The sequence below is a fragment of the Flavobacterium araucananum genome, from assembly GCF_002222055.1.
Lineage (GTDB): Bacteria > Bacteroidota > Bacteroidia > Flavobacteriales > Flavobacteriaceae > Flavobacterium > Flavobacterium araucananum.
The window spans coordinates 39,394-59,064 of record NZ_MUGS01000037.1 but is presented as its reverse complement, the minus strand read 5'-3'; the positions used below and the strand labels follow the sequence as shown (position 1 = coordinate 59,064).

Below are 19,671 nucleotides of genomic sequence, written 5' to 3'. Positions count from 1 at the left end.
ATCACCATGTTGGAGGAAAGAATAAAATTAATAAAAAGTCTAGCGAAAAATGAGATTTCTGTAAGCGAGGCCTTGCAAAAATTGAAGTCAGGTGGGGATGAGGTGAGTTCAATTGAGCTTATGCTCAACCACAAATCACCAGTGATTAATGGACATGTTGTGTATGGAAGTAAAATTCTGATTGGTGTTACACATTTGGCTCTATTGTTGGAAGAAGAGTATCGAAAGAATTTCCAATTCCCAGTTGTATTGAAGAAATTTATGCTTCATGAGAGGGTAATTTTGGACGCAGAGGAAATAATAAAACTTCGATTGAAAATTGAGGATAAACAAACTCATGTACAATCAGATATCAATGATCAGGGGGGTTGGCGATCTATTGCTTCAGCCCAAACTAGTGTGGCTATAAATGGTATAAATCCTGAGAAGTTACCTCTTATAGATTGGGAGTCAAACCTCACTTATAAGGGATCTGAGCTATACTCAATTTTTAATAAAAACGGTATTGTTTATCAGGATCCATTGTTAACAGTGGAGAGAGTAACCATTGAGAATGATTTCACATACTGTGAAATGTTTAACGATTTTGAGTTTCCAGTCACGGGAGCTTTACAAGTTAATCCGGTCTTTATTGATGGTGCGATTATTAGTGCTTTTTTTGGAGCATTTTCAACCTCTGAAAATAGAAATGTATATATTCCTCTTTTTGTAAGTGAAATAATTTGTTTTAAAGCGACTTCTAATCATTGTTTTAGTAAATCGGTACTTAAAAAGGCCAATGATGAAATTGCCATCTTTGATATCTCAATATATGATTACAACCATGAAGAAGTGATTTGTTTAAAAGGAGTTAGCTGTAAGAAAATAGCTGATCCATCCTCTAAATCGACAAAAAATGTACAGGAGGATATCATTGAAAAGAGCAGCGTAAAGAGCAGTAACTTGGATAATGCAGGGGATGGTTCAATTAAAAAAGTAAGAGACTATTTGGTAGACAAAATTACGGGACTAATTCCTGATAATTCCTTGTCAGAAAATAAATTACTTAAGACCAATTTTATGGATCTTGGTATTGAGTCGGAAGCTTTAATTCATTTGACCGAGGAGATAGAAGAAGATTTGAAAGTTGAATTGTATCCGACAATATTTTTTGAATATCAAAATGTTAGTGAATTAGCCGCTTTTTTTGTTGAGGAATTTAAGGAAGACATACAGAGCTTCTTGAATAAATTTTCTCCAGAGTCAAAGATAGGATTTCTTGTAAACGAGCAAGTCAAAGAAATTGAGATATTGGAAGTTAAGCCAACTTTCATTCCTAATGTAGAATCAACAGAAACTTTAAAGTTGGAAGTAAAGCAGGAGCCTCGATCAAATGACATAGCAATTATAGGTATGGCGGGGAGATTTTCGAAGTCAAATAATGTCGACGAATTTTGGAAGAATATTGTCGATCAATCTGACATGATAACTGAAGTTCCTCCTTCACGTTGGAGTGTTGATAAGCATTACAGTTCAGATAAGAAAGCAAAGGATAAGTCATATTGTAAAGATGGTAGCTTCATAAATAATATTGACAAATTCGATCCATTGTTTTTCAATATTTCACCAAGAGAAGCGCGAATGATGGATCCTCAAATGAGGCATTTGTTGGAAAATCTATATCACACAGCAGAAAACGCAGGTGTGGTAAGTCAGCTTCGTGGTTCCAATACAGGGATGTATGTGGGAGTTTGTTTTCATGATTATCAAACAGAGAGTTTACTCCATAATAAAGAAATTGATCCATTTGATGGAATTGGGAATGCCTTAACGATGTTAGCAAATAGACCTTCCTTCTACTTTGATCTTAAGGGACCAAGTTTGACAGTAGACACTGCTTGTTCATCCTCACTTGTTGCATTGGATTTAGCGTGCAAAGCAATTCAAAATGGATCTTGTGAAATGGCGTTCGTCTCAGGTGTAAACCTATTACTAAGTGCTTGGCATTATAAATATTTCTCAAGTATAGGTGCATTATCCGAGAGTGGGCGTTGTCACAGTTTCGATAGTAGAGCTGATGGATATACACCTGGAGAAGGAATTGCTTCGGTACTGTTAAAGCCTCTTGATAAGGCTCTTGCTGATGGCGATCCAATTCATTCAGTAATCAAAGGGAGTGCAGTAAAGCATGGAGGATATACAAACTCGATAACAGCTCCAAGTGCAAAAACTCAAGCTTTAGTATTGAAAGAAGCTTGGAATAATGCCAATATTTTACCTGAGCAAATAGGTTATATAGAGGCTCACGGAACCGGAACTAAATTAGGTGATCCGATTGAAATTGAAGCTTTAAAAATGGCTTTTGGTAATACTGAGCACAAAGGTTTTTGTCGAATAGGTTCAGTTAAATCTAATATAGGTCATACCGAAGGGGCTGCAGGAATTTCAGGGATATTAATGGCGACCTTATGTATTAAGAATAAGTTTATTCCCGCCATGCCTAATTTTGAGGGATTAAATCCTTATATAAAGATAAAAAACTCTCCTTTTGTAATAAATAATGAGAATACTAACTGGCAATCTGATAAGCCACTTATAGCAGGAGTAAGTTCTTTTGGATTTGGTGGTACATATGCACATGTAGTTTTAGAGGAAGCTCCTGCGATTGATCGTATTCATTCTTCATCAAATAGGGAAGAACTTATTATTATTTCTGCAAAGGTCAAGGACAGCTTAATTCGAAATGTACAGCAAATTCTTGAATTTATTGAACTCCATGAGAACAAGGATACTTGTACATTGACAAATATTGCATACAGTTTATTAACCGGTAGGGAATCTTTTTCAGAGCGACTTGTGATAAAAGTTAGTAGCATGGAACAATTAAAAAGGGCTCTGTCGAACTATGTAAAGGGAGACGATTCTGAGGTTGCTAGTAGCTCAATTGAAGATTCTGATTATGAAGATGTATTACTAACAGATATAGATCTAAATACCAGCCAAGAAAAATTCGTGGAGCTGTGGCTTGGGGGAGCAGGCATTGATATTGCTCAAATAAGGAGTTCTAATGAAGGTAAGGCTCAGATAATTTCTTTACCAGGTTATGCGTTTTTAAAAGAATCTTATTGGTATGATTTGCCAGCGATCAAACTAGAGAAAAAAATTAAGTATGCACTTTCACCGAAGCAGGCCGATATTCAGGAGATTTTTATCTTTTTATCGAAACACCAAGTTTTGGTTAATGAACATTTAGTAAAAGACACTTTTGTTTTACCTGGTGTAGGTACAATGGAATTGATTTTAGAGGGGGTTCGTACCGCTTTGCCTCAATATAGCGATCAATTAGTAGTAAATAATTTATTACTATTGGCTCCGCTTGTTGTTTCAGACCACATTAAACTTTCTGTAGTTGTTGAGAAAGGTGAAAATCAAATTAAGGCAGAATTAAAATTTACAGATAGTAATAAGACTTTGGCAACCTGTTTAATTGGAACAAATACATCTAGCATTAAAGAGTTAATTTCTCTGGATTCAATTAAATCGCGGTCTAAATTTACAATGACACATGAGGAGGTTTACGAGCGTTTTAAAGCTGTAGAGATATGTTACGGAGAAAGTTTTAGAGGTATTTCTAAATTATGGTGTAGTGAAAATGAAGTTTTAGGGCTTGTTAATTTACCTGAAACTGCAGCTACTTTAGAAGAGGGCTATTTGTGGAATCCTTTTTTGATGGATGCAATTATTCAGTGTATTAGTGGACTACAGACCCCAAACGAGGCTTTAAATTTGATGCTGCCTCATAAATTCGAAAATGTTTGTTGGTTAAAAGAGCAACCTAAAAGTTGTTGGGTGCATGTCGAATTAATCGAAATAGATAGAGATCAAAAATCATGCTTTATCACACTTAAAGCGTACAATTCACAATTTGAGTTAGTATTCATTATTGAGAAGCTGACACTTAAATTTGCTGATAAATTAACTTTATCTGACAAGATTAATCTTGATACTGACTTTTTACCTGGATACACTTATGCATGGAAAGCCATCAAAGAATTACCTTGTAAAGTTGGCTTTGAACAAAGCAGAGATAAAGGGAAAGGACTTTGGGTATATAACAATCCGGATAATTTACCGCTATTAAAAAAACGTTTTCAAACCAGACCAGAGGATATTGTTTTTCTATATTTAGGAGCGGAAAATAGAGTTTATGAAAATTCATATGAGGTTAAATCACAGCAGGATGATTTCCTAGCATTTTTGGAGCTAAACGGTCACTTTGACGAAATTTGTTGGCTGGCAGAAAACAATGAAATACCGCAATCTCTTTCCAAAGTACAGGATCAACAAGAATTGACTACTTTTTCATTATTGCGTTTTATAAAAGCTCTTGCAGAGCGCAATAAAGACAAAAAAATAGTTAATCTTAATCTGTTCACTTTAAATGCAGATACGATAACAGAAGATAATTTCCTAAATCCTAATCTTTCAGCAATGAAGGGCTTAGCTAAAGTACTGCCTAAAGATATATCGTGGTTGAAAGTAGGTCTTCTGGATCTTGACAAGAATGAATGGATACAGGGAAATCACACCGTTCTGGAGAATATTAAAAAATTAGAAGCAACTAAGTTATGCATAGATTATGCGGTACGAAATAAAATATTATTTCAATATCGGAAAATTGCACTACAAAATATTCCAATTACAGTTGATCCATCCACTAAAATCGCAATAGAAGGAAATTATGTTATTGTTGGCGGTATGGGGGGATTAGGATCTAAGTATTGTGAATGGCTGGTTTCCAAAAGCAATGTGAATCTTTTCATTTTAGGCTCTTCAGAGATGGACATTGAAAAGCAAAAGAAATTGGATACGTATAAAGCGAAAGGATCAACTGCGCAATATATCCAAGTAGATATTACGTTAGAGAAGGAATGCCGATTGGCTATTGAGAAATTGAACCTTCAAGTAATTAATGAATTAGTCTTTTCCGTTATTCGACTAGATGATAAGCCAATATTGGAAATGGATGAAGTATGTTTTAATACAGCTTTCTCTCCTAAAGTGATGGGGAGTTGGTCGATGTATTTTGCTACTGAAAATATTGATGTTAAGAACGTTTTGTATTTTTCATCCATAAATGCTGATATCGCAAGTAAGACACAATCAAACTATGTTGCTGCATGTGTATTTGAAAATAGCTTTGCAGAGTACTGGAAATTTATGAAGAAGAGTACCGTGAAAGTTATTAATTGGGGGTTTTGGGAACAGACCGGAATAGTTGCAGGAAAGGATCAAAGGGAGTTACTTGAAGCTGTCGGTATTATGGGAATAGATAATAAGGAAGGTATAAGGTTTCTTGAAACAGGATTAAGTACTTCTTATTCCAAAATATGTATCGCAAAACTTTCTGAAAATTTGAAAGATATTTTACAAATAATATCCAATGAAACATCTATAATATTAGATCAAGTTAACAAGGATGAAACGTTACGATTTATAAATGAGGGTTTTCCTATTTTGGATTACATCCAAAGTAAAGAACTTTTTCGTGACTATGTGGTCCTTTCGATTGAAGGACTATTTAGTAAATACCGAAACGGCAAAGTAATTTCTATCCTTTCATTTATGAATACTCAAGAAGTATTACCTGTCTACGAAGCCCTCATACGTTCTGCGTTTGAATTATTGGTTGACGAGGAATATCTGGTTAAAATTAACGAAGATGAATTTGAAGTAAGTACTATACTTAATTCTCCAATGAAAAATAGGCAGGAATCAATTAAGCAAGATTTGTTGGCAAGAGGAGGTGAGTATTTGCCTTATTTTGAGTTGCTTGATAATTGTGTAAAGAACTTTATAGATGTTGTTAATGGTACAACTAGTCATGCTGAGGTCTTGTTTCCAAATGGTTCAATGGAGACTGTCAACAAAATTTATCAAGGTAATCGGATAATGGACTATTACAATACTTTAGTATCTAGAATTACCATAGATTTGCTAAACCTTCATGCTCAACGAAAGAATGATGGTTTCGTGTTCAAAATATTAGAAATTGGAGCTGGTACAGGAGGTACAAGTAAAGCAGTATTTGAACTTTTAAAAGAAAGTCGATTAAATGTAGAATATCATTATACTGATATTTCAAAATCATTTATCAATTACGGGAAAAGAACATTTGCGCAATACGATTTTATAAAATACGATATTTTAGATATCGAAAAACCGTCCTCTTTTGGAGAACAATATTCTAATCATTTCGATTTGGTAATTGCAAGTAATGTAATTCATGCAACTTCTTCAATTTTTAGTTCTTTACAGAATATTCGTGGATTACTTTCCAAAAATGGAATACTGGTTTTGAATGAAATGATAGAAAATAACCCCTTTAATACTTTTACATTTGGGCTGACAAAAGAATGGTGGAAGTTTCAAGATAAAGAAAATCGTCTTCCTTTTTCACCTGTTCTTTCAATACCTCTCTGGTCTAAAATGTTGATCTCAGCCGGATATTTCAATACAGCGCATTATGGCTTAGGTGAATTTTTAGGACAAAGTGAGTCAATGCAAATTATGGTGGCTGAAAATAGTTCCATTTTATCTCTCAATTTTGATAAATTACCTACTCCATCTCACCATGAGAAAAATACAGTACCACAAAAAAATCAAGAAATATCAGATAAAAAAAACGTGGTAGTTAATTACATCAAGGGCATTTTCTCTGAAGTTTTGCAGATACCAGCACAACAGATTTCAATTGTGAAAAGCTATGATGAATACGGGGTAGATTCTATTACGGGGCAAGAATTAATAGAACGTTTAAAGAAAGATATTCCAAAATTAAATTCGGTAATATTGTTTGAATGTACCAATATAGAACAATTAGCTTCTTTCTTTTTAAAGGAGTTTCCTGACTTTATTATGGAGTTAGGTTCTTTAGAAGAAGAGGTTAATTATTCTTCGGTACTGCTAAATGATGAAGAAAAAGAAATTTTTAAGTCTGTAAATAAGAAAATTATATTTGAGCGATTAGACAGTCCTGAATTACAAAAAGATTCATTTTTTTCTGACAATGAAGAGAATGAGATTGCAATAATTGGTATGGCTGGGAAATATCCACAGGCGGAGAATTTAGACGAGTTTTGGGAGAATCTAAAAAAAGGTAAGAATTGTATTGAGGAGATTCCAAAAGATCGATGGAATATAGCTGATCATTTTGATTCAGATCCCAAAAAAGAAACAACAAGTTATAGTAAGTGGGGTGGTTTTATTAAAGACATTGATAAATTTGATGCTCAACTTTTTAAAATGTCTCCCTTCGAAGCTGAACTTACAGATCCCCAAATTAGATTATTTCTAGAGAATGCATGGACCTTAATGGAAAATGCTGGTTATACTGCAGATTCAATTGGACAAAATGTCGGTGTTTTTGTTGGTGTGATGTCTAGTCAGTACCAATTGTTGGGAGTTGAGGAAATGATGAAAGGAAATATATCACTACCAAATTGTGGGTATTGGGCGATAGCAAATCGAGTATCTCATTTCTTTGATTTTCATGGTCCTAGTATAGCCATTGATACGGCCTGTTCTTCTTCTTTGACTGCTTTACATCTAGCTTGTAGAAGTATTCTGGATAAAGAGTGTAATTCTGCTATAGTCGGCGGTGTTAATCTGATTATTCATCCATCTCGATACATTCAGTACAGTCAATTCAACATGTTGGCCAGCAATGGCGAATGTAAAAGCTTTGATAAAGATGCTGATGGTTTTGTTGATGGAGAAGGAGTGGGTAGTGTGTTACTAAAACAAAAAAAACAAGCAATAGCAGACGGTGACTTTATTTATGGAACTATTAAAGGATCAGTGATAAATTCCGGAGGGAAATCAGCAGGATTTACAGTACCTGATATCGCGAGGCAATCAGAACTGATTGCTAAAAACCTAAAAAGTAGCGGGGTGAAACCCCAGGAAATCTCATACGTTGAAGCACATGGAACTGGAACGAAACTTGGTGATCCGATAGAAGTGAGAGCTTTAACCAAAGCATTTGAACAAAATCAATACAAAAAACAGTATTGTGCAATTGGTTCTGTTAAGTCTAATATTGGTCATTTGGAAGCGGCTGCAGGATTAGCCTCGCTGTCAAAAGTTTTATTACAGTTTTATTACAAAACATTGGTACCGAGTATTAATTTCAGAGAAGAGAACCCTAAAATTGAATTTAAGGAAACACCCTTTTTCGTGCAACAATCTTGTAGTCCTTGGAACCCAATAAATCTGGATGGTAGACCTCTGCCAAGAATAGCCACAATAAGTTCGTTTGGAGCCGGAGGAAGTAATGCCAATATTATCATAGAAGAGTACAAAAACAAAGAATTATCAGAGTCTTCCACCATAAATCATTTGATTATTCTTTCTTCTGATAAAGATGATTTAGATGATAAAGTGGTTGAGTTAAACAGATTTTTATCCAACCGAAGCAGTTTAACCCACTATTCTTTGAAAAATATTGCAGGAACATTACAACTCGGACGTGTTCACCACAGGAATAGAGTTTGTTTTAATGTAAGTAGTTTAACCCAATTGCAAAAAGCCTTAACGGAATATTCAAAAGGGAATAAGGACAGCACTGATATATTTTTACAAAAAAACAAAACGAAACAGGATGATTTAGCGCTTTTTGAGAAACCAATAAGTAATAATAATATTAAAGAGATTGCAGAATATTGGATAAAAGGTGGAGATGTTAATTGGAATGAACTTTATTCTGAACAGAAATATTTGAAAGTACATTTGCCTGGTCAGTTATTTAGAAAAGATAGGTATTGGTTAAAGCAGGTTGATCCTCTTATTGAAAATGTTAAGATAACAGACAACAGGGCTGAATTATGGGATTCTAACCATTCGGACCTTGAAAAATTTAGTTTTACAAAACAATTTTCAGGTCATGAAAACATTCTGAAAGATCACAATGTCTCAGGGCAAATGATTTTACCAGGAGTTGTTTATCTTGAGATGTTCCGTCAGACGATGAAGGCAATTTACGCCAATGATCCTGTGGTGAAGATTAATAATTTTATTCTAGCTTCTCCGATTGTTTATCATGAGCAATTAGGTGAAATTCGGGTTGATATCAAGCCGGGTAAAGACCGTTTTGATGTTGAGGTAAGTTCAGAGTCTGATGGCGTTAACCAATTACATGCAATGGGGAAATTGGTATTGAGATCACAAGTTAAAGAAAAACCGAATGTTACATTGGTTGATTTGAATTCCATAATAGCACGTTGTCCTAAAGTAGTTCAAGGGAAGGAAGTATATGAACTCTATGGCTCAGTGTCTCTAGTTTATGGAAAATCTTTTCGGGGAATTCAAAAAATTAATTGTGGAAATCTAGAAGCATTAAGTTTTATATCCATAGATGGCGAATCAAGTGATGCCGTAACTGGTTTTAATCATACTATTCTTGACGGAGCCTTACAGACTATAATGGGAGTCAACTTAAGTGCCGAAGATCACAAAATGTTTTTACCATTTTCATTTAAATCTTTTGAATGTTATGCAAACTTAACACGCGAGTGTTATGTCCATGCAAAAGTACTGACTGAAAAATATAGAAATGATGATCTGATCTTTTGCTTTGATATTGACATTTTTGATGTGTTTGGAAAACATTTGGCAAGATTTAATGAGTTTGTCGTAAGAGCATTTGATCCTAAATCTGTACAATCGATTATTACCGTGCCAGAAAAGGAGAAATTAAACGAGATTTATATACCCAAGTGGCACTGCGATGAAGCTTTCAGGTTAAATGACATGTCCTCTTTGAGCTTATCAAATAGCTTGATTTTCTGTAATTCTGAAGATTATTTACAACCAATTAAAGATCGGGGTGATATTATTACGGTAGTATATGGTAAAGAATTCTTGTGGAAATCAAAACATGAGGTTATTATTAATCCAGCTGAGCCAGCTGATTATTCTAAATTATTTAGTGATTTAGAACAGCAAGATATAAAGATAAACCAGATCATCCATTTGTGGAATTATTTGTATGTTAAAGATACTATCATTGAACATGATGATCTTCTGAATATTGGGGTGCGTAGTCTGTTTTTGGGATATCAGGCTGTACTAAAACATAATAAAATCAAAAACATACCCTTTTTCTATTGTTATACTACCAGTTCAAAAAACCACTATAATCAATGTGCTAATGCGCTAGCTAAATCTTTTACTAAGGAAAGCCCCAAAGGAAAACTAATGGTGGTTGAATTTGATCATCTCTATCCATTACCTGACTTGTTAAGTACTCTTCATTATGAAAAAAATAATGTCGTTAAATTTAATGTGAAATTAGAAAAGGGCAAGCGCTATTTGCGTCATTTTGAGCGATCTGTTTTATCGGGTAAAAAATACAATGAACTGGAAAAAGGCAATAATATTATAATTGTTGGAGGTCATTCAGGAGTTGGTAAATTATTGGCTGAGCATTTGATTAAACAGTATCAGGTAAATGTTTTTGCAATTGGCAGAAGAACACTTAATGACACGGAGATATCCCAACTTGAAATTATTGGGAATCATGACAGTTCTATAAGATATCTTTCCTGTGATGTCAACAATAGGGCGGAATTGAAGGTGTGTTTGAATAATATTCGAAATTGCGGAGGTATTCATGGGATTATTCATGCTGCAGGAATTGTCGAAGATCATTTTCTAATTCAAAAAAAATTAGAAAGTTTTAATAGAGTTCTTTTACCAAAAATTAACGGAACTATTAATCTGGATGAATTAACCATAAATGATGAATTGAAGTTTTTTATCACCTTCTCATCTCTGGCAGGTGTAATGGGAAATGTTGGTCAGGGAGATTATGCAGCAGCCAATTGTTTTATGGATTCATATCAGCATTACAGAGACGTTATGCATAAGCAAGATCAACGAAACGGAAAATCTATTTCTATCAACTGGCCTTATTGGAAAGAGGGAGGTATGCAATTGGAAGCAGAGTATTTAGCTATTATGCAAAAACAAGGTCTTGAAGAATTGACAACTTCACTTGGGATAGCCTATTTTGATAACATTCTTAATTCCAATAATCTTCAATCAGTAGTAACTATTGGAAATGATGATAAGATTTTTGCTATGCTTAATGGTATTGAGTCTTTTGACAAGAATCAATTGTCAGATCAAAAGGCAGAAGCTAACGAAAAATACTCTCTAGAGAGGATGATTGAAATTGTGACATCATGTTTAGCTGAAACTTTAAAGATTTCTCCAGACGAACTTGATTCTCAGGTTAATGTAGTCGATTTTGGTATGGATTCGATTCTGATGATGCGTACCTTAGGTAAAATAGAGAGTAGTTTGGGAATTGTGATTGATCCTAATTTGCTAGTTGATAATTCTACTATCCATGGGATATCCGAATTTCTATTACAGAACCATCAAGATGAATTGCTAATGGAACAGTCAGAATTAAAGGATGGTTTTACTGAAAATAAAAGCCAAAAGCAAGTTGAGGTAATAACTGAAATTAAAGATGGTTTTCCACAAAAGGAAAATTTTAAAGAAGAACGTGATGGCAAAAAAGAAGAAACTTCACGCGTGGCTGTAATTGGTATGGCCTGTCGTTTTCCGGGTTCTGATACTACGGATGAGTTTTGGGAAAGACTGGTAAATGGAGTTTCATCTATTGGAACTATACCTAAAAGCAGATGGGAAGTAAATAGTGAAAGTTTATCTGAAAATGAACAGCAATTTGGTGCTTTCATTGATAATTATGATGCATTTGATGCGTCGCATTTTAATATTACTGATCAGGAAGCCTTGGTTATGGATCCACAGCAAAGGATATTGCTGGAACTGAGTCAAGAATTAATAGACAATGCGGGTTATAGAAAAGAAGAACTGGATGGATCAAAAACAGGGGTATTTTTAGGAGGGACCTCAAGCAATTATATTGGGATTCACGAGGGGGAGATTACCAAAGAATTGTTAAAGTATTCTATCGTCAGTAATATTCAAAACATGATGGCTGCCCGCATTTCTAACTTTTATAATTTTAAAGGATATTCAGGAACAATTGATACTGCCTGTTCTTCATCATTGGTCGCGATTCATCAGGCAGTGGAATCTATTCGAGATGGTAAATGCGAATTTGCAATGGCAGGCGGAATATCATTACTTCTTGACGATCATGCCCATAAAGGATTCTCCGGTGCTGAAGTGTTGTCAAAAGACGGACGGGTTAAGGTTTTTGACCAATCAGCCGATGGATTTACCTTGGGAGAAGGTGGTGGGTTGGTTTTTCTTAAGGACTATGAAAAGGCAGTTCGAGATGGTGATCAAATATTAGCTATTATAAGAGGTAGTGCCGTAAACAATGATGGAAGAACTATGGGAGTTACAACGCCAAATAGAGATGCTCAAAAGGAAGTTATTAAAGCTGCAATTAATGAAGCAAATGTCAATGTGGAAAATATTGGTTATTTAGAAGCTCATGGAACAGGGACCTTACTTGGAGATCCTATTGAAATACAAGCTGCTACACAGGTTTATCGGGAGTTTGTGGATAAAGAAGGATTTTGCGCGACAGGATCTGTTAAGACAAATGTAGGACATATGTTGACAGCTGCGGGAGTTTGTGGATTTATTAAAGTTGTTTTATCATTAAATAAAGGAAAAATTCCGCCAACATTAAATTGCGATAATCCTCATCCAAGATTTAAATTCGATAAATCGCCATTTTTTCCAGTAACAAGTCTAACAAATTGGACTCAGTCAGCAGGAGAACGATTGGCTGCAATATCTTCTTTTGGTTTTGGAGGGACTAATTGTCACATTATAGTGCAAGATTATACTGGTAACTCTGTCAAAAGACTCCCTATAAAGAATAGGAAATTCAATAGGAGTAGATATTGTTTGGGTAAAGAAATCTTACCTGTTGCTGAATATGAATTACTAGATATTTTTGCGGGTCTTAGAAAAGGAGATATATCGATCGAGGAAGCGGAAAAACTGATAAAAAATTTAAACTAATAGAAAGATGAAAGACCTTACGGCCCTTTTAAAGGATATAACATCGCAAAGTATTAACGATAGTGATGCGCTTCAAATCTTGAAGCAAATTAAGAAAGATCAAGCAACCAAAATAAAATTTCCGGTTAAGATTAACTATGCTTTTAACGATTCTATTTTAAGAAATCATACTCTAGGAGGGGCTCATGTGATGATGGGAGTGACACATCTCTCTCTTATGATCAATTATTTAATTAATAATTCATCGGGAGATGAAATGTCATTGCAGTTTGAAAAGTTTAATCTCATTGAGCCATTTATTTTAAAAGAAGGTGAAACAGGCTCTATTGAGGTTCAAACTGAAAAAGAAACAATAAGTACGATCTGTAGAATCGGTGAGCAAAAGCCACCTTTTATGGCTAGTAGCGGTAAGTTTAATTTTCAGACTGACATTGTCAAAGCTGCTATTGATTCAAATATTTTTTCAATTGTACAGACAAAGGAAACAAAAAATGGACGAGCACTCTATGAGAAACAACTAATAGTGGATGTAGTTTATGGAAAAGGTCTACAAAGTGTCACGTCATATATAATTTCAGAGGATAATCATCAAGGAGTCATTAATTTGGATGAAGAAATCGTAAGCGAATTGAATGATTATTATTTACATCCTAGTGTGTTAGATAGTGCTTTTTTGATTGCTACTGCAGATCTAGAACCAGGATATGTTCCATTGTTCATTAAGAAAATAGTTGTTTTTAAAGGAGCAAAAAATGCAACAAGATATTATTGTAAGACATCAGTACAAAAGTATAATAATGAAATTCAAATCATGGATTTTGATATTTATAATGATACAGAAATTGTTATAAGTTGTTCGGGTTTTACCTCAAAAAAGGTTTCAGTGCGCGAAGATTCGAAGGCTAATTTTACTAAATCCGAGCTGAATGGGAATGATGTAATAATAAGTAAGGTTTCTAAAGATCCAATTATGACTTCAACAATAAATACAGAGATTACAGATCTAACACCATCAAATGTTAATAGACAAAAGAATGATTTTAGTGAAGCAGAATTACTTGATATGATTCAAGAGTTTATTGTAACAAAAATTGGTTTAGCAACTGGTCTTGATCTAGATTTAGATCAAATTTTGGAAAAGAACTTTATGGAGATTGGAGCAGATTCAAAGAATTTAATTGGAATATCTAAGATTCTCGAAGATGAATTGAAGATTGAGCTCTATCCAACTTTGTTTTTTGAATACCAAAATGTAAAGGAACTTTCAGAGTATTTTTTAGAAGAATATCGCTCAGGTTTTCAAGAGTACTTTAATTTGATGTCTCGAACTTCTGATGAAACCCGCGTAGTTCAAAATCAGGAAGATTCAATCGTAAAAGAGAAGATAATTGAATCATCCATAAAGAATGAAAATATACCCCCTTCCAATTATAAGAATACGAAAGAAAATGATTTTTTTCAATACAATGGACGAGATTATAAAGCTTCAGACATTGCAATAATTGGAATGTCTGCTAAACTGCCTAAGTCAGATACTCTTGATGAGTTTTGGGATGCAGTAAGCAAAGGAGAATCGCTTACAGGTGAAATACCCGTTTCTCATTTTGATTACAGACCTTGGTATGATGTTAATTGTTCAATGGAAGAGCGTAAAATAAACTGTAAATGGGGTGGTTTTTTAAATAATATTGACAAGTTTGATGCTGGATTCTTTAATATTTCTCCTCATGAAGCGGAATTAATGGATCCTCAATTGAGAATATTACTTGAAGAAATGTATGCTACAACTGAAGATGCTGGGATAATAAATAAGTTACGTAAAACAAAAACTGGTGTTTTTGTTGGGATCTGTTCGCATGATTATTCAGATAATGCCAAAGCCGTTGGTAAAATCATTCATCCTTATGATGGAACTGGAAACTCTATGACAATGTTTCCAAATCGAGCTTCGTTTTTCTTTAATATATCCGGACCAAGTTACCCAATTGATACCGCTTGTTCATCATCATTAGTTGCTTTGTATTCTGCTTGTCGCGCAATACAGGCAGGAGATTGTGAAATGGCATTTGTAGCAGGAACTAATCTACTGTTATCTCCCGATCATTATGTGTATTTTAGTAAATTAGGAGTTCTTTCTAAAAAGGGATTAACAACTACATTTGATGATCAAGCAGATGGCTATGTTCCCGGTGAATCAGTATCTGTTATGCTGCTTAAACCTCTAAAAAGAGCCATTGAGGATGGTGACAATATCCATGCAGTGATCAAAGGTGTTGCCACTGGGCATGGTGGATATACAAATACAATAACTGCACCGAGTCCGAATAAGGAAGCGGAGGTTATTAAAAGTGCTTGGGATGATGCAGGAATTGATCCTAAAACAGTTAGTTATATCGAAGCTCATGGTACAGGAACTAAACTTGGTGATCCAATCGAAATGGATGGCTTAAAGATTGCTTTTAAGGAACATACAACAGCAGAGTCTTTTTGTTATGTAGGATCGGCTAAGGCAAACATAGGTCATACTGAAGGTTCTGCTGGTATCTCGGGAATGTTAAAGGTTGTAATGTCTATGAAAAACAAAACGATTCCTCCTTTAGCAAATTTCACAAAACTCAATTCATTCATTCAACTAGACAAAACGGCACTTAAAATTAATAAGGAAGCCTTACCTTGGAATCCTATTGCGGGAGTTCGAAGAGCAGGAGTGAGTTCTTTTGGTTTTGGTGGTTCATATGCTCATGCTGTTTTAGAAGATTTTGAGTTTGAAAAAATACATGAACCGGTTGCTGATAAGGTACTAATATTGATTTCGGCACAAAATAAAAACTCTTTGTTAAATAATGTTAATCAGTTGATAGGATACTTTAATGTTAATAATATTGACCAGAGACAATTAACAGCAATAGCCTATACTTTACAGATAGGTAGAGAATCTATGCCACATAGAATAGCTTTTACAGCTGTTTCGGCTGAACAAGTAATAGAGAAGTTGACGACATTTATTGAAAAAGGAAAAGGAGTATATCAAAATGAATTAAGCAAAAATGAAAGCCCAATCATTACCAATACTGATGTCGATGATATAGCATACATTGATCAATTACTTCGAACAGGTAAAAATGATAAACTCCTTAAACTTTGGTTGGCCGGTACTACTGTGGCATGGGAGAAACTATATTCATCTCGACCTAAAATATTGTCGTTGCCAACGTACGGCTTTGATAGGAAAAGACATTGGTATGACCTGCCTCAGGGAATAGAAATGCAAGCTGGTAGTAAATCAGTATTAAATTCGTTGCATCCGTTATTAGACGAGAATGAATCTTCTCTTAAGAAAATTAGTTTTAGTAAGATGTTTTCTAATAGAGAGTTCTACTTACGAGATCATATTATTAATAATGTTTCTATTCTTCCTGGTGTTGCAATTCTAGAAATGTTTAGGGCAGCTGGTGCATTGGCTTCCGAGAGTTCTGTACATAAATTGACTAATATTATTTGGAAGTCGCCACTCAAAGTTGATACCCCTTTAAAAGTTATTGAGGTAGAAATAAATTCAATTGATGATAGTACTATAAGTTTGAAACTACAATCGAACAATAACAATATAGTTGAAATTCATGCGATAGGAAATGTCGTCCTTGACTATTCTTTTAATCTGAAGGAAAACAAAAGATTTAATGTACAGGAGATATTGGATAGAACAGATTTGGTAAATAAAAAGGAGGAACTTTATTCTAAATTTGCAAATGCAGGTTTGTGCTTAGGTGAAAGTATGCAAGGGGTTTTGGAACTCAGGGGAAATGATAAAGAAGCAATATCCATCATTAAGTTGCCGAAATTAGATGGACTGAAATTTAGTGAATTCAAATTGCATCCTACTTTGTTAGACAGTGCTTTACACTCTGTCATTGGAATAAATCAGCAGAACGATCAGTTTATCGGACTACCATTTTCTATGGAAAGCGTTGAAATCAAAGGAGAGTTGACCAAAAATATGTATTCTTATGTTCAATTGGCGAAAAACAGCCGCCCTTCAGAAGTACATAGATCTTTCAATATATTTTTATTAAATGAGGAGGGTGAATGTGTCGTAGAAATAACAAAGTTTACTGTAGTAAATTTTAGTTTAGATACTCCTAAAGTCACTGAAGAGGTAGTCGAGTCTAATTTGCAGTATTTTGTTCCAACTTGGAAACTCAGTCCTATAACGGCACGTGAATTTACATTGCCAGATAATAAACTTTATTTTTACGGAGATCCTTTATTTTGGCAGGCTAGTAAAGAATTGAATTATGATATCATCGATTCTAATGCCGATAATATTAAAAATTGGAATCAGGATAAAGCTATCTGCCTATTTAATCTATTGCCGACTGAAAGCGAAAAAACAAACGCAATTTCCTATTATTTAAACTGGACATCACGTATTAGAAGGATATTACAAGAAAAGCCAAAGGGGAAAATAAATATCATGTTTACCTCGATTAATGAATCTCAGAGAACTCTTAACAATGAATTACTAGAACTTTTTACAGGCTTTTTCAATTCACTCAAGCTAGAAGAACCTAGAATTCAGTTCAAAGCTGTAACCATTAATGAATCAGATTCAAAAACGTATATAAAGATATTGCTGCAAGAACTCTTTGAAAATGGAGATATGGTATTATACGATAAAAATCAGCGACTAACTCCGTCTTGGAACACTTCAGTTGTTTCTGAACAGATAACTATTGGAATTCAAGCCGGAAAGATCTATCTAGTGACTGGTGGCACGGGTGCAATAGGTAGAACAATTATAAATCATCTGTTAGAGAAGAATGCCAAGGTTATTGTTGTTGGAAGAAAGGATCTGTCTGTGGAAGATTTAGATAGTTTATATTCGAGTGTTAAAGAAGGATTGTTGGATTATCGAAAATGTGACATTTCATCAGATGAAGATGTTCAAAATCTAGGGGAAGGCCTTGAAGGCTTTGAGATTAGTGGAATTATTCATTGTGCAGGCAGTAATTATGATAAGCCATTTAATCAATTATCTGTTGAGGAAGAGTTGATGGTATTGACACCTAAAATTAAAGGATTTGAATTGTTGGACAATGCGTTTAAAAGTCAGCCTCTAGATTTTATAGTTCTATTTTCATCTTTAGCAGCAGTTGTTGGAAATGTAGGACAAACGGTTTATTCTGCAGCAAATGCTTACCTGAATGTAAAGGCAACTAATCGTAATAAATTAGTTGAGCAGGGAAAACGATATGGTCATACCATTTCTATTAATTGGCCTTATTGGAAAGATGGAGGTATGAAGATTTCGCAAACAGGAGAACAATTGTTATTCAATTTGCTTGGTCAGAAAGCTTTGGATAATATAGATGGTATTTCTGCTTTTGACGATCTTTTGAAATCAGTTCATCATCAGGTAGTTGTGGCAACTGGCAATACTGTGAAGTTAGAGGCTATATTAAATCGTACGCATAAATTCGGCGTAGAAGCAAATGAAAAAGTTGAAAAAACTATTGTATATGACAAAAAGCAAGAGGTCGGAGAACTAACTCTTCAGCTAAAAAGAATTATTGCAGACATTCTGAAAATCGAAATAGAAGAAATTGATGACGAGATGGAATTTGCTGATTTAGGTTTGGATTCAGTAGTGGGAATGCAATTGATTGAAATTATGCTCAAAACATTCGGGAATAAATTATCTCCAACAATACTTTTTGATTATCCAACCATTAAGGCAATTGGAGAATATTTAGTTGATAATGATATTCAATTTGAGAATATTTCAATGCCCGCAATAGAAGTTTCAAAGCCAAATAAAGAAAAGGTTAATCCTCAAATAATAAAGGGGTATAATGTTAAAAATGATAAGTTTTTCAAAGAAATGAAAAAAATAATTTTTAATGGCCCAAATGGTGATATTGAAGTATTTATAAAAGGTAAAGGTAATCCTATCCTTTTCTTGTCAGGTTTTGGCATGTCAGCGAAGATTTGGGAAAAGCAATTACAACTTTTTTCAGAGAATAATCAATGTTTGTTTGTTCAGTTACCGCTTTTTGTTTCAATTACTCAAAAGATATCTTTTTTCGGAATAGCGGAACAAATTAAATCGGGTCTTGAGCAGCATGGATATTCTGAAGTAAATGTTATTGGTTGGTCAATGGGGGGAATGATAGCTCAAATTCTTACAGGTAAATATCCAAAGTTGTTTAAGAAGCAGGTATTGGTTAATAGTTCTGCGAATATTAAGGGAGCCAATATCTGGAGCGAAGAAAGTAATTTGTTAAATTTTAGGAAAGACCTTGAAGATTTACACGTGTCAGATGTGAATTTTTTACCTATAAGAGAGTACGCGTTGGAGTTGGTGCAAAATAGTCAAATACTAGACACTAAAGGTAAAATAGCATATGGTAAAGCTTTTCTTGATTTTGATAACTCGAATCAATTAGATGAAATAAAATTACCTACATTAATTACAGGTTCAAAATACGATAGTATGATCCCAATGGAAGAAAACCTAAATCTTTATCAGAATATTGATAATGCTGATTTTTTGAGTTTTACCCATTCAGGTCACTTCCCTTTTATTACCGAAAGTGAACATTTTAACGCAAAAATTTTAGATTTTATTAATAATTAATATTTTAAACAATCAAT

The 19,671-nt window shown here is 34.1% G+C and carries 2 protein-coding genes; both read left to right on the top strand.

Annotation, left to right across the window (positions count from 1 at the left end):
* Positions 1-6: 6 nt before the first annotated feature.
* The gene (locus B0A64_RS17005; protein ID WP_089480699.1) at positions 7-13,017 is read left to right on the top strand and encodes an SDR family NAD(P)-dependent oxidoreductase; all 13,011 of its coding nucleotides are present in this window, start codon (positions 7-9) and stop codon (positions 13,015-13,017) included.
* A gap of 7 nt (positions 13,018-13,024) precedes the next feature.
* A complete protein-coding gene (locus tag B0A64_RS17000; protein WP_089480698.1) occupies positions 13,025-19,654 on the top strand; it encodes an alpha/beta fold hydrolase in 6,630 nt (2,209 codons plus the stop codon).
* Positions 19,655-19,671 lie beyond the last annotated feature (17 nt).

Bases quoted from the DNA above. Each gene is read 5' to 3' on its own strand.
- B0A64_RS17000 (WP_089480698.1), top strand. From the start codon at position 13,025: ATGAAAGACCTTACGGCCCTTTTAAAGGATATAACATCGCAAAGTATT.
- B0A64_RS17005 (WP_089480699.1), top strand. From the start codon at position 7: ATGTTGGAGGAAAGAATAAAATTAATAAAAAGTCTAGCGAAAAATGAG.